18 protein-coding genes are annotated in these 19,003 nt (G+C 70.3%); 6 read left to right on the top strand and 12 right to left on the bottom strand.

Annotated elements, in window-relative coordinates:
- Positions 1-192: 192 nt before the first annotated feature.
- Positions 193-2,586, top strand: coding sequence for a SpoIIE family protein phosphatase (locus ACIRQF_RS01035; protein ID WP_404087749.1), 2,394 nt, complete (start codon positions 193-195; stop codon positions 2,584-2,586).
- A 36-nt stretch (positions 2,587-2,622) separates the two neighbouring features.
- Here the strand turns inward: ACIRQF_RS01035 and ACIRQF_RS01030 are convergent, their stop codons facing one another.
- The 5 genes from ACIRQF_RS01030 to ACIRQF_RS01010 all read right to left on the bottom strand — a co-directional run bounded on the left by ACIRQF_RS01030 (position 2,623) and on the right by ACIRQF_RS01010 (position 5,427).
- Complete coding sequence (locus tag ACIRQF_RS01030; protein WP_404087747.1) at positions 2,623-3,189, bottom strand: GNAT family N-acetyltransferase; 567 nt, start codon at positions 3,187-3,189, stop codon at positions 2,623-2,625.
- Positions 3,190-3,302: 113 nt separating this feature from the next.
- Entirely contained in the window at positions 3,303-4,394 is a 1,092-nt protein-coding gene (locus tag ACIRQF_RS01025) for a PP2C family protein-serine/threonine phosphatase (RefSeq protein WP_404087746.1), read from the bottom strand.
- Positions 4,395-4,458: 64 nt separating this feature from the next.
- The gene (locus ACIRQF_RS01020; RefSeq protein ID WP_376633947.1) at positions 4,459-4,626 is read right to left on the bottom strand and encodes a hypothetical protein; all 168 of its coding nucleotides are present in this window, start codon (positions 4,624-4,626) and stop codon (positions 4,459-4,461) included.
- 18 nt (positions 4,627-4,644) lie between these two features.
- On the bottom strand, positions 4,645-5,001 hold the full coding sequence (locus ACIRQF_RS01015; protein WP_382484270.1) for a PRC-barrel domain-containing protein: 357 nt from the start codon (positions 4,999-5,001) through the stop codon (positions 4,645-4,647).
- A gap of 204 nt (positions 5,002-5,205) precedes the next feature.
- Complete coding sequence (locus tag ACIRQF_RS01010; RefSeq protein WP_376633950.1) at positions 5,206-5,427, bottom strand: hypothetical protein; 222 nt, start codon at positions 5,425-5,427, stop codon at positions 5,206-5,208.
- A 177-nt stretch (positions 5,428-5,604) separates the two neighbouring features.
- Here ACIRQF_RS01010 and ACIRQF_RS01005 point away from each other — a divergent pair, with 177 nt between their 5' ends.
- Positions 5,605-5,994 carry a hypothetical protein gene (locus ACIRQF_RS01005; RefSeq protein ID WP_404087744.1) on the top strand — a complete coding sequence of 130 codons (390 nt, stop codon included), beginning with the start codon at positions 5,605-5,607 and terminating at the stop codon, positions 5,992-5,994.
- A 10-nt stretch (positions 5,995-6,004) separates the two neighbouring features.
- Here ACIRQF_RS01005 and ACIRQF_RS01000 read toward each other — a convergent pair whose 3' ends face one another.
- From ACIRQF_RS01000 to ACIRQF_RS00980, 5 genes are all read right to left on the bottom strand, one after another.
- A complete protein-coding gene (locus tag ACIRQF_RS01000) occupies positions 6,005-6,973 on the bottom strand; it encodes an IS481 family transposase (RefSeq protein ID WP_404087742.1) in 969 nt (322 codons plus the stop codon).
- Positions 6,974-7,182: 209 nt separating this feature from the next.
- Positions 7,183-8,130, bottom strand: a complete 948-nt coding sequence (locus ACIRQF_RS00995; protein ID WP_404087740.1) for a hypothetical protein — start codon at positions 8,128-8,130, stop codon at positions 7,183-7,185.
- 422 nt (positions 8,131-8,552) lie between these two features.
- Complete coding sequence (locus ACIRQF_RS00990) at positions 8,553-8,795, bottom strand: UBP-type zinc finger domain-containing protein (RefSeq protein ID WP_404087738.1); 243 nt, start codon at positions 8,793-8,795, stop codon at positions 8,553-8,555.
- 502 nt (positions 8,796-9,297) lie between these two features.
- Positions 9,298-9,990: a hypothetical protein gene (locus ACIRQF_RS00985; protein ID WP_404087737.1), complete on the bottom strand. Its 693-nt coding sequence runs from the start codon at positions 9,988-9,990 to the stop codon at positions 9,298-9,300.
- Between the two features lie 244 nt (positions 9,991-10,234).
- Entirely contained in the window at positions 10,235-10,792 is a 558-nt protein-coding gene (locus ACIRQF_RS00980; protein WP_404087735.1) for a DUF3291 domain-containing protein, read from the bottom strand.
- Positions 10,793-11,242: 450 nt separating this feature from the next.
- Between ACIRQF_RS00980 and ACIRQF_RS00975 the strand changes: the two genes are divergently transcribed.
- Together ACIRQF_RS00975 and ACIRQF_RS00970 are read left to right on the top strand one after the other, a co-directional pair.
- Complete coding sequence (locus tag ACIRQF_RS00975; protein ID WP_404087733.1) at positions 11,243-12,757, top strand: DHA2 family efflux MFS transporter permease subunit; 1,515 nt, start codon at positions 11,243-11,245, stop codon at positions 12,755-12,757.
- A 215-nt stretch (positions 12,758-12,972) separates the two neighbouring features.
- Entirely contained in the window at positions 12,973-14,352 is a 1,380-nt protein-coding gene (locus ACIRQF_RS00970; RefSeq protein WP_404087731.1) for a DUF5685 family protein, read from the top strand.
- Between the two features lie 75 nt (positions 14,353-14,427).
- On the opposite strand, the gene ACIRQF_RS00965 is transcribed toward ACIRQF_RS00970, so the two are convergent.
- On the bottom strand, positions 14,428-16,296 hold the full coding sequence (locus ACIRQF_RS00965) for a transporter substrate-binding domain-containing protein (protein ID WP_404087729.1): 1,869 nt from the start codon (positions 16,294-16,296) through the stop codon (positions 14,428-14,430).
- A 154-nt stretch (positions 16,297-16,450) separates the two neighbouring features.
- On the opposite strand from ACIRQF_RS00965, the gene ACIRQF_RS00960 reads away from it, so the two are divergent.
- Entirely contained in the window at positions 16,451-16,597 is a 147-nt protein-coding gene (locus ACIRQF_RS00960; protein WP_404087727.1) for a hypothetical protein, read from the top strand.
- Positions 16,598-17,536: 939 nt separating this feature from the next.
- Positions 17,537-18,298: an isocitrate lyase/phosphoenolpyruvate mutase family protein gene (locus ACIRQF_RS00955; protein WP_382484244.1), complete on the top strand. Its 762-nt coding sequence runs from the start codon at positions 17,537-17,539 to the stop codon at positions 18,296-18,298.
- 256 nt (positions 18,299-18,554) lie between these two features.
- Here ACIRQF_RS00955 and ACIRQF_RS00950 read toward each other — a convergent pair whose 3' ends face one another.
- The gene (locus tag ACIRQF_RS00950) at positions 18,555-18,893 is read right to left on the bottom strand and encodes an SCO0607 family lipoprotein (RefSeq protein ID WP_404087726.1); all 339 of its coding nucleotides are present in this window, start codon (positions 18,891-18,893) and stop codon (positions 18,555-18,557) included.
- Between the last annotated feature and the right edge of the window lie 110 nt (positions 18,894-19,003).

Raw genomic sequence — 19,003 nt, 5'->3', positions numbered from 1 at the left:
GCGGTGTACGCAGCGTTCCCCGTCCCGTCACGCTCCGTGCGGACGGGACACACGGCGTCCTCGGCCGGGCGCGCAGTGACAGGCGCCGTGACGATGCCGCGGGCGCCGCCCAGCCCGCCTGCGCCGCACGGCGCCGCCCAGGGCCGGAACGAGCGCACTGCGGTCGGGACCGCTCGGCAGGATGATGGGACCATGCAAGGGCTGCCTTTCACGCCTCCCACCGGGGTGGACGAAAGCGGGCACCTCGGTCCGCCCCCGGCCGCTTTCGCCCTGCTCGCCGCCGACGGCGTGCTGGTCGGGTGGAGTCGTGAAGCCGAAGCCCTCCTGGGTTACGAGGCGTCGCAGGTGCTGGGGCGCCGGGCGGCCGACCTGATCGCCCACGTGCCCGCCGATCAGGAGGGATCGGACGAGGCACCGTCGGAACAGCTGAGGCTCGACGGCACCCGCAGTGCCGTCGTGGACGTGCGCCACGGCAGCGGAGGCACCGTACGGGTGGCGGTGACCCTGCACCCCCTGACCCCCGCCCCCGACGCCGCGGCCTCCGGCTCGGCCCCCTCCGCCGTCCTCATGGCGGCCGAGTTGGAGAAGCTTCGCTGGTGGGAGACCCGACAGGCGATGCTGCAGGGGCTCGTGACCCAGTCGCCGGTGACTCTGACCATCTACGGCCCCGGTGCGCGCCTCCTCTGGGCCAACGCATCCAGTATCCGGGAGCTCGGCGGCGACATCACGGCGCTGCTGGGCCGCTCGATGACCGAGCTCTTTCCCGGTGACGTCCTCACCACCCAGCATCTGGCGCCGCCGGAGGACCTCTTCCAGCAGATCCTGGAGACGGGCGAGCCGGTCATCGACGTGCATTTCCGGGGGCGTGCACCGGCCGACCCGGGGCGTGAGCACGTCTGGTCCTCGTCCTACTTCCGTTTGGTGGACGGCCGGGGAGAGCCGGTGGGCGTGTGCGAACAGTCCATCGACGTCACCGACCACTACCGTGCGCAGCAGCGCCTCGAGCTCCTCGCGGAGGCCGGCGCACGGATCGGCTCGACGCTCGATCCGGCCGGAACGGCAGCGGAACTCGCCAAGACGGCCGTGCCGCATTACGCCGATGCCGTGCTCGTCGACATCGCGGCGGACGTGCTGGAAGGAGAGGAACCGAAGGCCCTCACGGGAGGGTCCCTCGTCCGCGTGGCGGACTCCGACCGGCAAGCAACCCAGGTGGGCGAGCCCGTCGCGTACCCCGCCGGATCGCCGCAGGCCGAGAGCCTGGCCAGAGGCCGGTCGACCACGGAAGCTCTGGTCGCGTCCACACGGCTCTACGTCCCGCTGATCGTGCGCGGGACCCCCTTGGGCCTCGTCACCTTCGTGCGGGGCGACGACTCGGAGGTCTTCGACGACGGCGACCGGTCCGTCGCCGAGGAGCTGGCGTCACGGACCGCCGTATGCATCGACAACGCCCGGCGGTTCCGCCGGGAGCGCACCGCCGCGCTCATGCTCCAGCGCAGTCTGCTGCCGCGATCGCTGCCCGAGCAGAGCGCGGTCGAGGCGGCGAGCCGCTACCTGCCGGCCGACAGCCACCTCGGCGCCGGCGGCGACTGGTTCGACGTCATTCCGCTCTCCGGCGCGCGCGTCGGACTCGTCGTCGGGGACGTCGTCGGCCACGGACTGGAGGCCGCTGCCGCCATGGGGCGCTTGCGCGCCATGGTGCGCACGCTGGCCGAGCTGGACCTCGCGCCCGACGAACTCCTGGCCCGTCTGAACGACCAGGTCGGCAGGGAGGCGCCGGACCAGAACGAGAACGCGTCGGACGGCGGTGGCGCCATCGGAGCGACCTGCGTCTACGGGATCTACGATCCGGCCTCCCGCACGAGCACATGGGCAGCGGCGGGGCACCCGTCGCCGGCCGTGGTGCAGCCGCACGGCCCCGTCAGCTTCCTCCGCCTGCCGCCGGGGCCTCCGTTGGGTGTGGGACGGCTCCCCTACGAGAGCGTGGACGTGGAACTCGCCGAGGGCAGCCTGGTCGTCCTGTTCACCGACGGCCTCGTGGAAGCCCGCGGACAGGGCATCGACATGGGACTGGACCGGTTGGCGGCGGTCCTCGGCGAGCAGCGGGGATCGTCCCCCGACCGCCTGTGTGCCCAGATCGTCGCGGAGCTGTCCACGGGCGAGGTGCGGGACGACGCGACGCTCCTGGTGGTCCGTACCCGTGCACTGGGGGCCCGTCAGGTGGCGGCCTGGGAGCTGTCCCCGGACCCCGCTCTCGTCGCACACGCACGTTCGATCGCCGCGGAACAGCTCGCGCGGTGGGGACTGGACGATCTGGCGTTCACCACGGAACTGGTGGTCAGCGAGCTGGTCACCAACGCGATCCGGTACGCCGCCGGTCCGATCGGTCTGCGCCTGATCCGGGACCGGTCCCTCATCTGCGAGGTCTCCGACTCGCAGCACACCTCACCGCACGCCCGGTACGCCGGCACCGACGAGGAGGGCGGACGCGGACTGTTCATGGTCGCCCAGCTCACCGAGCACTGGGGCACGCGCTATCTGCCGACAGGCAAGACGATCTGGGCGGAACAGTCCCTGCCCGTCGCCTGAACACCGCTCCGGGCCGCCCGTGGCCCGCAGCCGTGTTCAGGCCGATGCACGGCGTACGTGCCGATGCCCGTCGAGCGGGTAGGCAGGAGGGAAGGCCGGCAGGATCCCGTCCAACGCGTAGCCGCTCTTCTCGGCGACGCGGCAGGAGGCCGCGTTGTCCACCTGATGGAGCAGTTCCAGGCATTCCAGGCCGTCGGACCGGAAGACGGCGAAGGCCCAACCGGTGAGGGCCTCCAGGGCCCGCGGCGCGACACCTCTCCCACGGGCGTGCGCCGCCGTCCAGTAGCCGACCTCGGCGGACGGCTTGCCGGACGCGACTCCTTTCAGGACCACGTTGCCCACCAATCGAGGCGGCGCCGCGTCGACCGCCTCCTCCAGCACGGCGAAGCGGCGCCGGGCCCCCGTCGCCCAGCCCCGCCCCTGGTCCTGCACCCACCGCAGGCAGTCCTCCTCGCTCTCCACAGGAGAACCGGTCGCACGCCGCAGAACGGGGTCCTGGTACGCCTGGACGAGCGCGGCAACGTCGTCCGTGCACCAGGGGCGAAGGAGGAGAGGGGGAGTGGTCGCCGTCGCGGCGGAGTGGAGCGTGACGGGAGTGATCATCGCCGGATCGTACGCGAGAGGGCATACGACGCGTTCGGCGTTCCGACAGGTGACGGGGCGGCAGGTGCCCTCCGCTGCCTGAACGTCCGGTGTCGAGCGATGCGGCGCACGGCTCACGGCGAGTGCAGGCGTACCGCCAGGGCGGCGATGTCGTCGTCGAGGTTGCCTCTGCTGTGGCGGAGCAGGTCGTGGTGCAGGGCCGCGAGCAGGTCGCGGGGAGGAACCGATGGCTGTTGACGCATCCATGCTGTCAACGGGAAGAACTCGCCGTCCCTGGCGCGGGTTTCGGCGATCCCGTCCGTATAGAGGAGGAGAACGTCACCGGGCGAGAAGTCGAACGCGTCCACGCGGTACCGGTCACCGATCAGTTCCGCGAGGCTGAGCAGGGGCGAGGGGTCGGACGGCTCGAGGACGCGCACACTCTTGAGGTTCCGGATCAACGGTGGCGGATGTCCGCAGTTGACGATGGTGATGCGGCCTCCTTGGTGCGGGATCTCGACGAGCAGAGCGGTGGCGAAGCGTTCCATCGGCGCCTCGGGTGGATGGGCGGCGTTGTGCCGGGCGCAGCTGGCGTCGAGCCTGCGGGCGATGTCCGTCATGGAGGCCTCTCCGTACGCCGCCTCCCGGAAGGCGTTGACGATCGCCGCGGCCGCACCCACCGCAGGCAGGCCCTTCCCTCGCACGTCGCCGATGAGCAGTCGTACCCCGTACGGCGTATCGATCACCTCGTAGAAGTCCCCGCCGATACGGGCTTCCGCGGCGGCGGAGAGGTAGAGCGATTCGATCTCGACGTTCTGGAAGCGGCGGGGCAGGGGCCGCAGCACCACCTGCTGTGCCGCGTCGGCGACGAGCCGTACGTGAAAGAGGGTGCGCTCCCGTTGCAGCCGGACATGGCTTCCGTATGCGGCGGCCACGGTGACCGCGATGATCCCCGCGCACGTCCACCACGTCCCCAGATCGGGAAAGACGAGGCTGAGGCCGATCATCAGAAAGAGACAGACGGTCCCGAGCAGCACGGTCGGCAGGACCGGCCACATGGAGGCGGCCAGTGCCGGCGCCGCGGGCAGCAGGCGGCTGAACGCCAACTCCGGCGGAGTGGCGTAGGCCAGCCCGGCGATCACGACGGTCAGAATCACCGGCGACAGCCGCACAAGCCTGCCGTAGCCGTGGCTCCGACGGAGCCCCGGCCCTCCGGACTCGATCATGAATCCCAGAGTATCCGCGCGGGGCCCGCTCAGCGACGTGACGAGCGGGGCTCGGCGTCCGTCGCTAACGCATCGGGCGGCGCCCGGCGCGCCGGAATCGAGCGGCCCCCAGCGCGAGCGCCACCGCGAACACCACCACGCCGATGACCAGGAGATAGAAGAGCCCGTCCGCGACGGCGCCGACGATGCCCAGCACGATCGCCGCGATAACGAGCAGCAGTACCCAGATCATGACGGCCTCTCCCGTTGTTCAGCGCCTGGCCAGACGCCGCTCGCCACCGGCACCAGGCTGGTACTCCAGCTGGTAGTGCGCGAAGACGTCCGGCTCGCTCTCAGCCGCCAGCACCCCGTCCGTGTCGATGGCCGGGGCGTCCTTCACCAAGGACTTGCCGAAGGGGACCTTCAGGTAGCCAGGGCCGACCGTGGCTTCGCCGATGGGTACGAAGACGAGTCGGTGCCGGGTGGGCAGGCCGACGGTCACCGTCGCGAACGACGGCTCGTCGGTCGCGGTGTCCACGTAGACCGACTCGAGCGTGCCGATCTTCTTTCCGTCCGCATCGACGACGTCGTGCTCGCGCCACTCCCGGATATCGGCGATCTGGATCATGCATCAGCCTCCGTAAGCTGCAGGGATTCCATCATGTGGCCGTGGGTGACATTTCGCCCGCGGACAGTTCCGGACGGCCCGGCCGGCAGCGTCCACCACGGCGGACGGCAGACGGGGCCGCCGGTTCGCCGTGGTCACCGGCGCCCCTGCCGCGAGCACCCGCCCTCGTGGAGGCCGGTCTGACGGTGAGGAGCGGTCCGTTCGTCACCACTCGGGATGGACGTCGTGGCTGTCGTACCGGGAGCCCTTCTCGGTGACCCAGGGCCTGAAGCGGCCGGGCCCGGAGGCCTCGTGGGCATAGGCCACCGGCTCCTCGGTCTCGTCGGTGACGATGACGGCTCCGGTCTTCTGTGCACAGCGCAAGGCGTGCGTCCAGTGCCGGCCGCGATGGCCGGTGCGATAGTCGGGGGTCTTGCATTGGGTCATCGGGTCTCACCGCCGTGCCGTGTCGGGCGCCTGCTCACCGAAAGGGAGCAGGCGTCCGGTTAGTGCCGAACATGCGCCAATACCCGATTTATGAAATTTTGAACATCCAGGTTCCGGAGGCCGCCAGGCAGGTGCAGGCTCCGGTTCGGCACGGCCGATCACGCAGCCGGAGAAACGATGCCGTCGAGCGTCTCAGTCCTCCTGTACAGCAGCGACGCCGGCACCCGGGCACAGGTCCGGCTGGCCACCGGCCGCAGCCCCGCGTCCGATGTTCCGCCGGTCGGGTTCGTCGAGTGCGCGACCCTGCCCGCGGTGCTGCAGGCCTTGGACACCCGCCGTATCGACGCCTGCGTGCTGGACGGCGAGGCGGTTCCGATCGGCGGCATGGGCGTGTGCTGGCAGATCAAGAACGAGGTCTTCGAGTGCCCACCGGTCCTGCTCCTGATCGGACGTCCGCAGGACGCCTGGCTGGCCACGTGGAGCCACGCCGACGCCGTGGTCACCCTGCCCGTTGATCCGGTGGAGTTCGCGGCGTCCCTCGCCGCCCTGCTCCGCGCGCCGCGCTAGATGTACTCGGTCATGACGTTGGTGACAGTCGGCTGATCGGTGGCTGGCCGCCGAGCGCGGTGTGTCGGCGGCCAGTGTTGTAGAAGTCGAGCCAGGGCGCGAGTGCTCGGGTCCGTTGGGCGTTGCTGGTGAAGACCTTCCGGTAGGCCCATTCGGTCTGCAGGGTGCGGTTGAAGCGTTCGACTTTTCCGTTGGTCCACGGGCAGTGCGGGCGTGTGAACTTCTGCCGTGCGCCAAGTGCTTGGCAGGCGGACTGGAAGTCGCGCGAGAGCCGGTAGTTCTTGGCGTTGTCGGTCATGACCCGCTCGATGCGGGTGATGCCGTGAGCCTGGAAGAACGCGGCTGCGCGGGTGAGGAAGCCTGCGCAGGTGGTGCCCTTCTCGTCGGCGAGGATTTCGGCGTAGGCGAGGCGTGAGTGGTCATCGACGGCGGCGTGGACGTAGTCGTAGCCCAGACCCCGCAGGGATCCCGGCCGTTCGCCGCGGCCGTGAGCCCGATGGCCTCCGCCGGCAGGGATCTCGCCGAGCTTCTTCACGTCCAGGTGGATCATGTCGCCGGGCCGGGGGTGTTCGTAGCGTCGGCCGCTGGCCCTGGTGGCACGGATGATCTGGCCCGTCAGCGGGTCGCAGGCGGCCAGCGGCGGCATCTGGTGGCGCTGGAGGATCCGGCTGATGGTCCGGGCGGGAACGCCGGTGTGTTCGGCCAAGGCGTCCGGTCCGGTTCGCAGGGTGCGGCGGGCCTTGACTACCCGGCGCTCGACGGCAGCAGGTGTGCGGGTCGGACAGCGATGCGGCCTGCTGCTGCGGTCGTGTAGCCCGGACCAGCCCTCGGCCCGGTATCGGCTCACCCATCGATGGGCGCACTGGCGGGAGACACCGAGCTCCTTTGCGACGTGAGCGACCGGACGCCGGTCGAGGACGACACGACGCACCAGCAGGCATCTGCCGTGAAAGGTGAGCCGGGCATTAGCGTGGGCCACCAGGACCTCCGAGGTGAGTGAAGACGGCTATCTCCACTACGCCCGGAGGTCCTCCCTTGATCAACTACCGACGGCTACGTGTCACCAACGTGTCGGCCGAGTACAGCTAGAACAGCGGCGCGCGCCCCCGCAGGCCGCCGTTGCGGGTCCGCAGGCGCTCGGGCCGCCTGAGCGGCGGCGCCTCGGGGCCGCGGGTCCAGATGTGTCGACTACGGCACGCGCGCGGGCTCCGGAACGCGCGCGGACTCCTCAAGGCCCTCGGACTCCGGCACGCCCTCCGGCTCCGGCCCGTGGCTCTCCGGGGCGCCGAACCACGCCACCGCCACCGCGCCCGTCACCGCGAGCACGAAGCCGAGGACGGCCAGCCAGGCGAAGCCCGGTCGTGAGGCGTCACCCAGCCACCACACACCGATCATCCCCGGCAGCACGGTCTCACCGACCACGAGCGCCGCCGTCGCCCCGTTCACCGAGCCGATCTGCAGCGCGAGCGTGTGCAGGTACATACCGCCGATGCCGGCCACCAGGATGGCGTAGAGCGCCGGGTCCGTCAGGACCGCGCCCGGATCGAAGGGATCGATGCCGTTCAGGATCCGGACCCCGACCCCGAGCGCGCCGAAGCCGAGCCCCGACAGAAGGCCCGCGAGGATCGCCGCGCGGGCCCCGAGCATCCGCACGAGGACCGTGCCACCGACCATCAGCAGCAGGGAAACCGCGAGCAGCCACCAGTGGGTCGCTATCGGGGTGCGCCCGCTGCCCTCCGGGCCCGCCGCGCTCGCCAGCAGCACCAGGGCCGAGCAGACCACACCGATCGAGGCCCACTCCGCGCGGGTCAGCCGGATGCCGAGCAGTCTCACGCTGAGGACCGCCGTGATGACCAGGTTGGCGCTGATCACCGTCTGGGAGAGGAACAGCGGGAGCATGCGGGCAGCGAGCGCGCCGAGGCCGAAGCCGACGAAGTCCAGGATCGTGCCGACGATGAATTCCCAGGTCATCGCGGCCTTCGCGGTCGACGACAGGCTGGGCCCGCCGTGCTGGGTGACCTGGCCCGCCGCGGCCGCCTCACGCCGGGCGGACCTGCGCGAGCCGACCGCCTGCAGTACGGACCCTGTGCCGTAACAGATCGAGGCGGCGACGGCGGTCAGCAGTCCTATGAGCACCAGCAGGCTCCCTTCACGCGGTGGGGGTCGGTCCACCTGGTTCGTTCTCCGCTTGGCAGACGTCGGATCGGGCGTCCGCGTTGCCTCCGATCTCCGACGTCATGCGGCGACGGCCTCCGATGGCCTCCGACGGCACGCGGTGACTGGCGGCCGGGCCTCCGACGGCCTCCGAGGGCATGCGGTGACAGGCGGCCGGGCCTCGACGGCCTCCGACGGCATGCGGCGAGGGGCCTCGGGCCTCCGACGGTATGCGGCGAGGGGCCTCGGGCCTCCGACGGTATGCGGCGCCGGCGCCGGGTCCTCCTGGCTCTCGTGCCCGTTCCCGCGGATCTCCTCCGGCCGTGGCGGCGCCTCCGTGCGCGGCGCCGGTGAGTCGGTGCCGCCGGCCGCCGGCGGTCGCCGTGCCGGCGCGCGGACGGCGTTCAGGCCTCGACGAGGAACACCTCGTCCGCGTAGCACCATGCCCATGACTCGTCGGGGGAGAGCGAGAGGGCTATCGGGTGGCCGGTGCGGACGTGGTGCTCGTGTGCGTGCCGGCCTCGAGAGCTGTCGCAGCAGCCCACGTTGCCGCAGGTCATGCACCAGCGCAGGCGAACCCACTCGTGTCCGAGAGCCAGGCACTCTTCGCAGACTTCGCGTGGTCTCGGGCCAGGTGTCCCCGACACGGTCGAGAGGTGCGGGCAGGCGCTGCCCTCCGGGCGGCCGCCGTCTCGAGCCACAGTCCACCCATGGTCGCTGAGCGAGTCCGACGATCCGTGGCCGGGGTCGTGCGCCGCGGGGGTGGACGCATTCTCGTTCGTGATCACGTTCGGCCCGCCCGTTCGTGTGTGAGGCTGTGCGCTACCCGATTCTTCTGCGGAAACGCGTGGGCGGATGCGGCGACCCGCCAGGGGGCGGAAGGCTGCACGAGGTCCGCCCTACGACGCCCCGCGCCAGCGGCGGGCCGGGTCACGGCACCGCGGCTGACGGAGGGCAACCGCACGGGGACGGTCGTTGTACCGCGCATGTTCAGTTCACTGGACCGAGTGCGTGTGGCCGTCTTGGGCGCCGCGACGACAGGGGCGGTCGTGGCCGCGATCCCGGCCGCGACCGCCCCTCGCACTCAGGTAGCGGCCCACTGCAACTTTGCGGCAGGGGCGCATCCGAGTCATGGCGTCGGCACAGCGCCTACTGCCGGGCCGCGGCCTGCTCGTCAGAGGCTGCGACGGTGGCGGGGTGCCCGTCCTGGAGTTGCTGAAGGCGCTTCAGTGTCGCGGCGAGCATGGCCTGTGCGCCTGAAGGGTCGCCTGCGGCGCCTCCTTCGATGCGCACCTCGATGCTGGCCTTGCCCGAACGGACGTATCCGTAGACGGAGTCCTCGCTCGCGCCGGGGTTGACGACCAGGGTGTTCTCGTCGCCCACAGGCCTCTTGGGGACCTGTTGCTTGCTTGTCTCGGTGCCCTTCCACTCCGTGTACTGGCGGTGCGCCGCGTCGGCCGACGTGAAGACGCAGATGTGGATGAACGCCATGTTGATCGTGGAGCCGTTGTACTCGTACGAGGAGTCGCCGCCGCGGATCCAGCCGGCCGGTGCGGAGTCGGCCTCGCTCGCGCCGTTGCAGTACTGCCCTTCGGTCACTGACTTGTCGCCGTGCAGGGTCCAGCCGGGCAGGGTCTCGCCGTTGCCCAGCAAGGCCTGCGTGATGTGGGCCTGGGAGAGCTCCTTCGTGATCGGCTTCGGGGCAGGAGCAGCCGCGGCCGGGTCGTCGCCGTTCTGCTGTGTCCCCGAACCGGGATCCGACGGGTGGGTGCCGGAGGAGCAGGCGGTGAGGGCGGAGATCCCGACAAGGGCGGTTAAGAGAATGGCGCGTGCACGTGACATGCACACAGCCTATCCATCGTTGATCACCACGCTCGGCGCCACCGCCGTCCGTTGGGAAGTCGGGCGCTCATGTCCTCAAGGGCCCGAGGTTGCCATCGAGTTGATCACCGTCCGGTAACTCCCGGGCCCGGCAGAGCGGCGACCGCGTGGCCGCCGCCCTGCGGGGGTCGACAGCACAGGCGCGTCCGTCTCCGTCATTCGATCGGGCCGTCTGGCGTCGGACCCGGCCGCTCAGGTTTCCTTGTCAGCGGACCTGGTCGCTCTTGGGACTGACGTCGCTGACCTTCACCGGAGTTCCGTCAGGGGAGAACGAGTGGTGGAAGGTGAACGCACGCGGCGCCGAGCCGTGGTCGTGGAGGTGCTCCAGTCGGGAAACGCCGTCCTGCCAGGTGGGTGTCGCGCCGTCAGAGACCCACCAGAACACGTGCTTCGGGTGTCCTGTCCGCTCGAACCAGTCGTAACGCCTGTTCAGCGCCTCGCGGTGGACACCGGTGTAGATGGCGTCGAAGGCGGGGCGCAGGTCGGTCCAGAGCGAGAGGGTCGTGGCCAGGGCGGTGGTTTCCGCCGTGCGGCCCTTGCCGTACCACGTCGGCACGGCGAACTCTCCCCATGCACCCCAGTCCGCATCGAAGAGCACGCCCCGGTCAGCGTCGGCCGCTTCAGCGTGAGCGAGGTACCCGGGGTGCTGACTGATTGTCCGGTAGACGGCCTCACCGCTTTCGTAGAACTCGCGCGTGAGAGGGCCAGGATCGGCGAGAGGTGACTTCAGGACGCCGAAGGTGTACAGCGCAAGATAGGGCATGCTTCTCTTCCTGGTGGGGGCCTGCTGTGGGCCCGCTTTTTCGGTGGCTTGCGCACGGGCGAGGGCTCGTCGGGCGTGACCGATTCGCCCCGTCGCGGGCGGCTCCGTCGGACTGAACTCCTGTGCGACCGTGGGCCGATCGCCGAAGGCCAGGTGAAGGTAGCTGCCTCTGCGGGCGATGTCGAAGTTGCATTTTCGCTGCCCAAGTGGCCTCTCGCGCCAAAGGTCCCTCGTGAACTGGCCGGTCCCGATCGTCAGACCTTGCGGCCGGGAACGGAGATCGTCGAGGTCTCGGCAGCCGCCTGCGGCGGAAGCCATGCCTCCGGCCGGACAGGGACGGAAAATGGCTTGAGCGCGGGCGGCGGCGCCGACAGGATCGGGGGACACCGATGAGTTCTTCCTGGCGCCGCGGTCTGTCGGTGTGACCTGCTACGTGCGGAGGACACTCACATGACGGAAGGCGCCATGCTCGCACCACACGCAACACCCGCCCCCTCACCCGACCGTGTCACCGCCGTGCTGCGGATCCTCGTGCTGTCCACGTTCGTCGTTCTCCTCAACGAGACGATCATGGTCAACGCGATCCCGCGTCTCATGCGCGACTTCGAGGTCAGCGCGGCCGCCGCCGGGTGGCTGTCCACGGCCTTCATGCTCACCATGGCCGTCGTCATCCCCGTGACCGGGTGGTTCCTCCAGCGCGTGACGACCCGGACCGCCTTCGGCCTGGCCATGGCGCTGTTCCTCGCCGGCACGGCGCTGGCCGCGGCAGCGCCCGCCTTCCCCGTGCTGCTGGTGGCCCGCGTCGTCCAGGCCGGCGGCACCGCGGTCATGATGCCGCTGCTCATGACGACCCTGATGACCCTCGTGCCCCCGCAGGACCGCGGTCGAGTCATGGGCAACATCACCCTCGTCATCTCCGTCGCACCCGCCCTCGGCCCCGCGGTCTCCGGTGTGCTGCTGCAGCTGGGGTCCTGGCGCCTGCTGTTCCTGGCCGTACTGCCCATCGCCGGAGCCATGGCGCTGGTCGGTCAGCGCAAACTGGTCAACATCGGCGAGCCGCAGGCCGGCCCGATCGACTGGTTGTCCGTCCCTCTGGCGGCAGCGGGCTTCGGCGCCCTGGTCTACGGCCTGAGCGGCCTCGGCGCCGGTGACGGGGCCCCGGCGTTCGTCCCCCCGGAGGCCACGGCCCTGGTCGGTGCCGTACTGGTGGGTCTGTTCACCTGGCGGCAGCTGGCCCTGCAGCGCTCGTCCACACCGCTGCTGGACCTGCGAGCTCTGACCTTCCGGCACTTCTCCGTGGCCCTCGGCCTGATGTGCCTGTCCTTCATGGCGCTCATGGGCGCGTTCATCCTGATGCCGATCTACCTGCAGGAGGTGTGCGGTCTGACCTCGCTGCAGACCGGGCTGCTCCTCATCCCCGGTGGCCTGACCATGGGCCTGCTCGGACCTCAGGTCGGTAAGCTCTACGACCGCCTCGGCGCACCACGGCTGGTCGTCCCCGGCGCCGCACTGACAGCGCTGTGCCTGGCGCTGTTCGCCCTCACGAGTGAGCAGACCTCGCCGTGGCTGGTGCTCGCCCTTCACGTGGCACTGAGCGCCGGCATGGCGTTCGTCTTCACCCCCGTCTTCACCTCTGGCCTGTCCGTACTCCCGCCGCACCTCTACCCCCACGGCTCCGCCATCCTGGGTTCCCTCCAGCAGGTCGCGGCCGCCGCCGGCACCGCCCTGGTCATCAGCGTCATGTCGGGACGCGCCGCCACGGCAGCGGCCGGTGGCGCCGACCCGACGGACGCCCTGGCCGCGGGCATCCGGTGGGGGTTCGGTATCGGCGCGGTGCTCGGGGGGCTGGCCGTGCTGGTCGCGCTGCTGGTCCGTACTCCGCCCGTTCCGGAACAGCCCGCTGCGCCCGAGGTCCAGGACGAAGACGGCACCACGACGACCAAGACGGCCTCGTCGCCCCTGTAGCGGCTCGAAGGTCTTCGGCGAAGGGGGCCGGCGTGGTCGACGTCGGCCCCTGACGTCAGAACGGCCTCTCGGAACGGACCCGTCTAGGATGGCGACCGCGCGTTGGCGGCGCATGCGGTTGACGTCGTAGACGGTCGTGACAGTGGTTCGGTCCTTCACCCGTGAGCCGTCCGACCGGAAGTGTTCGGGTAGCTGTTCCACGGGGGAGATTTTCGATGTTCGGAATCATCAGGCCATGCCGCCACAGGCTGGGCGAGGGCATGCGCACCGAGTGGATGGCGCACCTGTGTGGGCTGTGCCTCGCGTTGCGCGGCGAGTACGGGCAGTTCGCGAGGGTGGCCACCAACTACGACGGCCTGATCGTCTCGGTGCTGACCGAAGCGCAGTCGGAGCGCTCCGGCGACTGGCGGCGCGGGGCCGGCCCGTGCCCGCTGCGCGGGATGCGGTCGGCGGACGTGGCACAGGGAGAGGGCGCGCGGCTGGCGGCGACCGTGTCGCTCGTGCTCGCAGCAGCGAAGATACGTGACCATGTGGCCGACGGCGACGGCCTGTTGGGGAACCGCCCGATGGCGCTGGCGGCACGCCGGATCGCCCATGGCTGGGACCGTGCGGGTGCCGCGGGCGGCGAACGACTCGGCTTTGACACCTCGGTGCTGGTCGAGGCGGTCGAGCGTCAACCGCAGATCGAGCGGGCGACCGGCCGAGGGGACTCGCTGCTCACCGTCACGGAGCCCACGGAAACGGCGACCGCAGCCGCGTTCGCGTACACCGCCGTACTCACGGACCGCCCGGACAACGTGGAACCGCTGGCAGAGGCCGGCCGCCTGTTCGGTCGACTGGCCCATCTCCTGGACGCGGTGGAGGACCTGGACGCGGACGAGGCGTCGGGCGCGTGGAACCCGATCGCCGTTACCGGCGCGGACCGCGCCGAGGTGCGCAGACTGTGCGACGACGCCGTTCACGGAATCAGGCTTTCCCTGTCCGACGCCGTCTTCGTCGACGGGCGGCTGGTACGGGCGCTGCTGGGCGGCGAGTTGGAGCGAGCTGTCGACCGCGTCTTCGACCCGCGGCATCGCCGTCATCGGCACGACCACCAGGAGCGGAGCCGGCGCATGCTGCCCTGGCTCGGTCGCCGTACGGCGACGGAAGAGCCCTCGGAGACCGCTACGGGAGCGGCCTGCGGCGTGGGCGCCCTCACGGGCGTGGCCCCCGAGGGTGCGCCGACGGCGTCGGGCCGGCCGTCTGCGGGGGAGTGCCGACGGTGTCGCGAGCATCAGCGGCTGTGCGGAGACTGCGGGCTGTGCTTCAACTGCTGCCGCTGTGGCGACGACGCGGACTCGGGCGACGGGGAGCCCTGGCAGTTCGGCGACGGACACCGCAACGGCGGATCGAACCGGGATGCTTCCGGCCGGGACGGTTCCGGGAACGACGGCTGGTTCAGCGGGCAGGGTGGCGGTAACTCGGGTGGCGGCTCCGGAGGTTGGGGCGGAGGTCACGGGTCCGGCGGCTCTGGCGGTTCCAGCGGGGGCTCGGGGGACGGCTGTGGCACGGGCTGCTGCAACCCGTGCAAGTGCTGCTGCGACTGCTGCGACTGAACGACGCACGGATGGTGCGTGCCCCGGGGCGGACCGGGGCACGCGGAGCCTCTCGCCACACTGCGCGGGTACGGCTCAGGGAGCGGTGCAGGACGAGTGCCGGTTCATGTCGCCTTCGGAGGGGGCAAACGCGTTCCATGTGGTGGGGAACGCCTTGACCGCCTTCTTGAGGTTGGACTCGAAATCTCGTGACCACCGTGTGCGCACGTACTCCTGCAGGGCACGGTAGACCCTCTTGCAGGAGGCGACGGGCGTTCCCTTGGGGAGGGCAACGGCGAAGAAGCCCGCGGGTCGGCCGTCCGTGACTGCCGGTGGCACCTCGATGTCGTCGTATCTCTCGGTGTAGCCGTAGAGGTCCACTTGTGCGTCGACGACTGCGTCCACTTCGTGGCGGCGAAGGGCCACGACGCACTCGCCGAGCCCGGGCAGGGTCTCGATCGGCGTGTCATGGACGTTGAGCTGCACGATCTGAGCTGTGGAACCCCGGCGCGTACAGACCCTCCGACCCGCCAGATCCTTGAAGGAGGAGATTCCTTTGTCCCCCTTTCTCGTCAGAACCCCGTGATAGCTCCTCAGATAGGGGCCGACGAAGTCCACTTCCTCGCGCCGCAGGTCGGTGATCTCGACGTGGGCGATGACCATGTCCACCTCCCCCGTCCGCAATGCCGACATGCGCTTTTCGAAGGTCAGGGCCATGAAGCGCGGACTTGCGCTCCCGGAACCGAGGTTCCGAGCGAGCGACATGCCCATCGACGCTTCGAATCCCTGGAACCTCCCGGTGCTCGTGTCGCTGAGTCCAGGGGCGTCGATCGCAACGCCGATGGTCAGCGGATCTGCGTTGCTCCCGCTCAAGGGATCGTGCACCGAATCCTTGGGGCGTGGGGTATCAGCGGCAAGCGAACCTCCCAGCACTGCTGCCAGAACAAGGCACGCCGCGACGAGGCCTGAACCGTGCGGCCGGAGACTGCCGGGCGGCTTGTCGTGCACCGGTCTCCCGGGTCCCGAGGCCGTTGCGTCCAGGGGCTGGGCAGCCTTTTTCCTGTGGTTGTCCGGAGGCGGTGCGGGCTCCGGATCCCGGGGGTCGACGACCTCGCCCACGATGCTGCGCGGCTTGACGAAGGCACCAGGTTCCAGGTTCGCCAGTTCGGCGAGGTCCGCCACCTCTTCGTCGGCTTCGTGGCCTTCACTGACGATGACCGCAAGCCGTTCGTCCAAGACCTCCATCACCACCGCCGGTGCCGGCAGCAGGGCGACGGGCGCCATGGCGGGCAGGTCCGGAACCGAAATCCGCGCGATGCTGTGCTGCAGCCGCGCGATCTCCTCTCTGGCTGCGATCATCTCCTTGGCCAGGGCCTGCCGGGCCTGCTCCGCCGTGTACCGGCGGCTCCGCGCCCTCGCGAGTTCCTGGGCGATCCGTTCGGAACGCCGCTCTGCCTCGCCGAGCTGCTGCTTCAGCCCCAACCGCTCGCGGTCCGTGGCCATGCGCAGTTGTGCCTTCGTGGAGTCGATCACGACCCCCATCAGGGCGCCCATGTCCCGCAGTGTGCCTACCGTCGCGTTCGCCTTCGCGGCCGCCAGATCGGCGCGATGCCTGCCCTCCATCGCCTCGGCGAGCCGCTCGTGGAGGCGGACCAGGGCCGACTCGCCACCGTCCTCCTCCGGGCGTCGGGACTCGTCGTCAGCGGCCTTCCAGAGGAGGGACGCCTCCCGCAGGAGGGCGCTGAGTCTGTGGCTGTCCGTCCCGCTCACGGCTTTCACCAGGGCGCCGAGCGTTCTCCTCGGAATGATCGCCGAGCCGTTCATGTACTTCGCCCAGGTCGCCCGGCTGGGCGAACCCATGAGCTCGTGGACGTCCTTGATCGAACGCGGACGGGTGATGCGGACGACGAACTCCGCCAGCTCCTTGGCGTTCGGTCGCTGGACGAACTGCCTCTTCCGCGGCATCCGCACTCTCCTGGTTGTCCAGCCCAGTCCAGCGATGTCCAGCCACCCCACCGCGCCGACCAGGGGCGACGTCCGATCAGGCACTGGACATATCCAATCAGTTCACACAGTCGGACCGGACCCGATTCGCCACCTCCCAGCTCCGGAGACCGACATGATGCGGACCGTCCTGTGCGACTTCGTCCTCAACGATGTGCTCGGCAATCTGACCGCGACCGTGCTGCTTTCCGCCGGCGCCTGGGTCGTTCGGAAGATCCGTTCACTCCGCACCGCGCGTCGCGACCGGAGGTCCGCCGATTAGGCAGGACCGACCGGGGGCCTGCCGTTCCGGCCGTCCCCCCCCCACGTCGTGGACCCGGCCGGCTCGCGCGGAGCCCCCAGCGTCGTCCTCAGCTGAGATGCAGATTCCGACAACCTCTGACTAGTCATACGAGGCCTTCGACCGAATCCGCCACTGTGCGCCTCCCTCCCTGCAACGGTTTTCTTCCGGAATAGTCACCAATTCACCGTGATGCTCTGGCGTGAGGTGGCTGATGTTCTCTTCTTGGTGGTCGACCCGTTGGCTGGCCTCTGCCTGTGACGACCCCGTCACGTGCCTGAAGGAGTGGAGGCTGAGCGAATCGGGCGTCGCCCTGCTGCCTGCCGGCCGCCTGTGGGATGCACTCGCAGTGCCCGAGTCGCTCGGATACGGCTTGCTCGGATCCATCGCCCCCGGCGGTCACACCCCGGCCGGTCCCGTGCTGCGTGACCGCAAGCGCCACGAACTCGTCCTCCTGACGACTCCTGCCGAGCCGCCCGGAGCACTGGGGCAGGTCGCTCGGCATCTGACGACCGGAACGTGGGTCGCCGTGCCGGACCCGGCACGTAGCGTGGAAGACCTCTCGTGGCTGGCACCACCGGACGGATCCGGAAGGCTGTTCTCGCCGGAAGCCCTGCGCTGTGCTCTCACTCCCTGACCGCCGACAACCACGCGCAGACGCGGAAGCGACGCGTACCTTCGCGCGCCGGGAAAGCGAGCGCCCGCCCCCCCTCGCGGCGCTCGGCCGCAGGCGTGATGCCGCCTGCGGCGGGCCGCTGAGTGCGGCGCTCCCGGCCGCCCGGGCCGGATGCCGCAGACCGTCAGCGGACCGGGGACCGCGGCAGCACGGGCGACCACCGTGCTGCACCCTCCCGCATCGCATCGCATCGCGCCGCGCCCCGTCGGCACGGCTTTCACGGAGATCGAGGGTAGCGTCGCGGTATGGACTTCCGTACCACTGTGGAACGCGCGCAGCGCCTCAAGCAGCTGCACGCCGAGTACAGGCCGCTCGTGCTGCCGACCGTCTGGGACGTCTGGTCCGCGCGGACGGCTGTCGACGCCGGCTTCCCTGCGCTGACCGTGGGCAGCCATCCCCTCGCCGACTCGCGCGGGGCGGACGACCACGAGGGGCAGACCTTCGAAGAAGTGCTGGCCGCCGTCAGACGGATCATCGCGGCCGTCGACGTACCGGTGTCCGTGGACCTGGAGTCCGGTTACGGACAGCAGCCCGCGGATCTCATCGCCGGACTCACCGAGGCCGGCGGCGTCGGCCTCAACGTCGAGGACACCGTCCACTCGGACGGCGGACGCATGCGCACGACGCAGGAACACGCGAGCTACATCGCCGGTCTCCGCGCGGCCGCCGACGACGCGGGAGTGCCGGTCTGGATCAACGGGCGCACCGACCTGTTCCAGAACGCCGACGACGCCTCCGCCGCTCTGGACGAGGCGATCGAGCGGCTGCTCGCCATGGAGCGGTCCGGAGCCGACAGCGTCTACCCGGTGAGCATTCAGGACGACGACGAACTGCTCGCGGCAGTGACCGGCGCCGTCGCCGTCCCCGTGAACACCACGGCCCATCCGGTCAGGCACGACCTCGAACGCTTCCGCCGCCTCGGCGTACGCCGGATCACCTACGGCCCGCTGCTTCAGTTCGCGATGACGGACGCGATGAAGGACGTGCTCGCGCCCTGGGCGCCCTGAAGCGTGTGCGTGTACGGCCCGCGTCTGAGCCGATGCGGGCCGTACGCAGGTCGCCGCCCGCGCTTGGAAGGCCCCCTGAGCCGGAGGCCGGTCGACGGAACGCGCCGGCTGACGGTGGGACAGAGCCGGGGCTCCGCACGCAAGTCGGGGCCGCTCTGTCCGGACCTCCCCGCGTCCGGATCAGCCCGTGTCTGGACCTGGACCTCCCCGTGTCCGGACCTGGACCTCCCAGCGTCCGGGCCTCCCCGCATCCGGGTCAGCCCGCGTCCGGAGCGTCGATAATGTTGCCCTCCTTGTCGAGGGTGTGCGTGTCCCAGTACACGTCCCACGTGTCGTCGACGTGCTGCGGCACCTTGCCCTCGGGGTACCGCACGAAGCCCGCAGGAGGCTCCTGCTTGTCCGAGACGCAGGCGGACCCGGTCCCGCCCACGGACATCACCGGGTACTCACCGCTGCTGCAGATGGCCTCCTGGTACTCGACACCGGCGCATCCGGCGAGAGCCACGACCGCTGCCGCGCTCGCGAGAGCGGCAGCCGCGGCGCGGAAGCGTCCGGGTCGCAGGACGGCGGCGGTTCGGCTCGACGTGTAGGGCAAGCACACGAGGGTCTCCAGTCGTTCGGTCTTCCTCCACTCTCGGCCCCGGAGAGCCGCCGCGCGTGAGTACGCGTACTCACGGACGCGCACGTGGATGCTCAACAGGGCAC

The organism is Streptomyces sp. NPDC101191, assembly GCF_044767915.1.
Lineage (GTDB): Bacteria > Actinomycetota > Actinomycetes > Streptomycetales > Streptomycetaceae > Streptomyces.
Note: the sequence above shows the minus strand (reverse complement) of the source record. Positions and strands in the feature narration are given on the sequence as shown.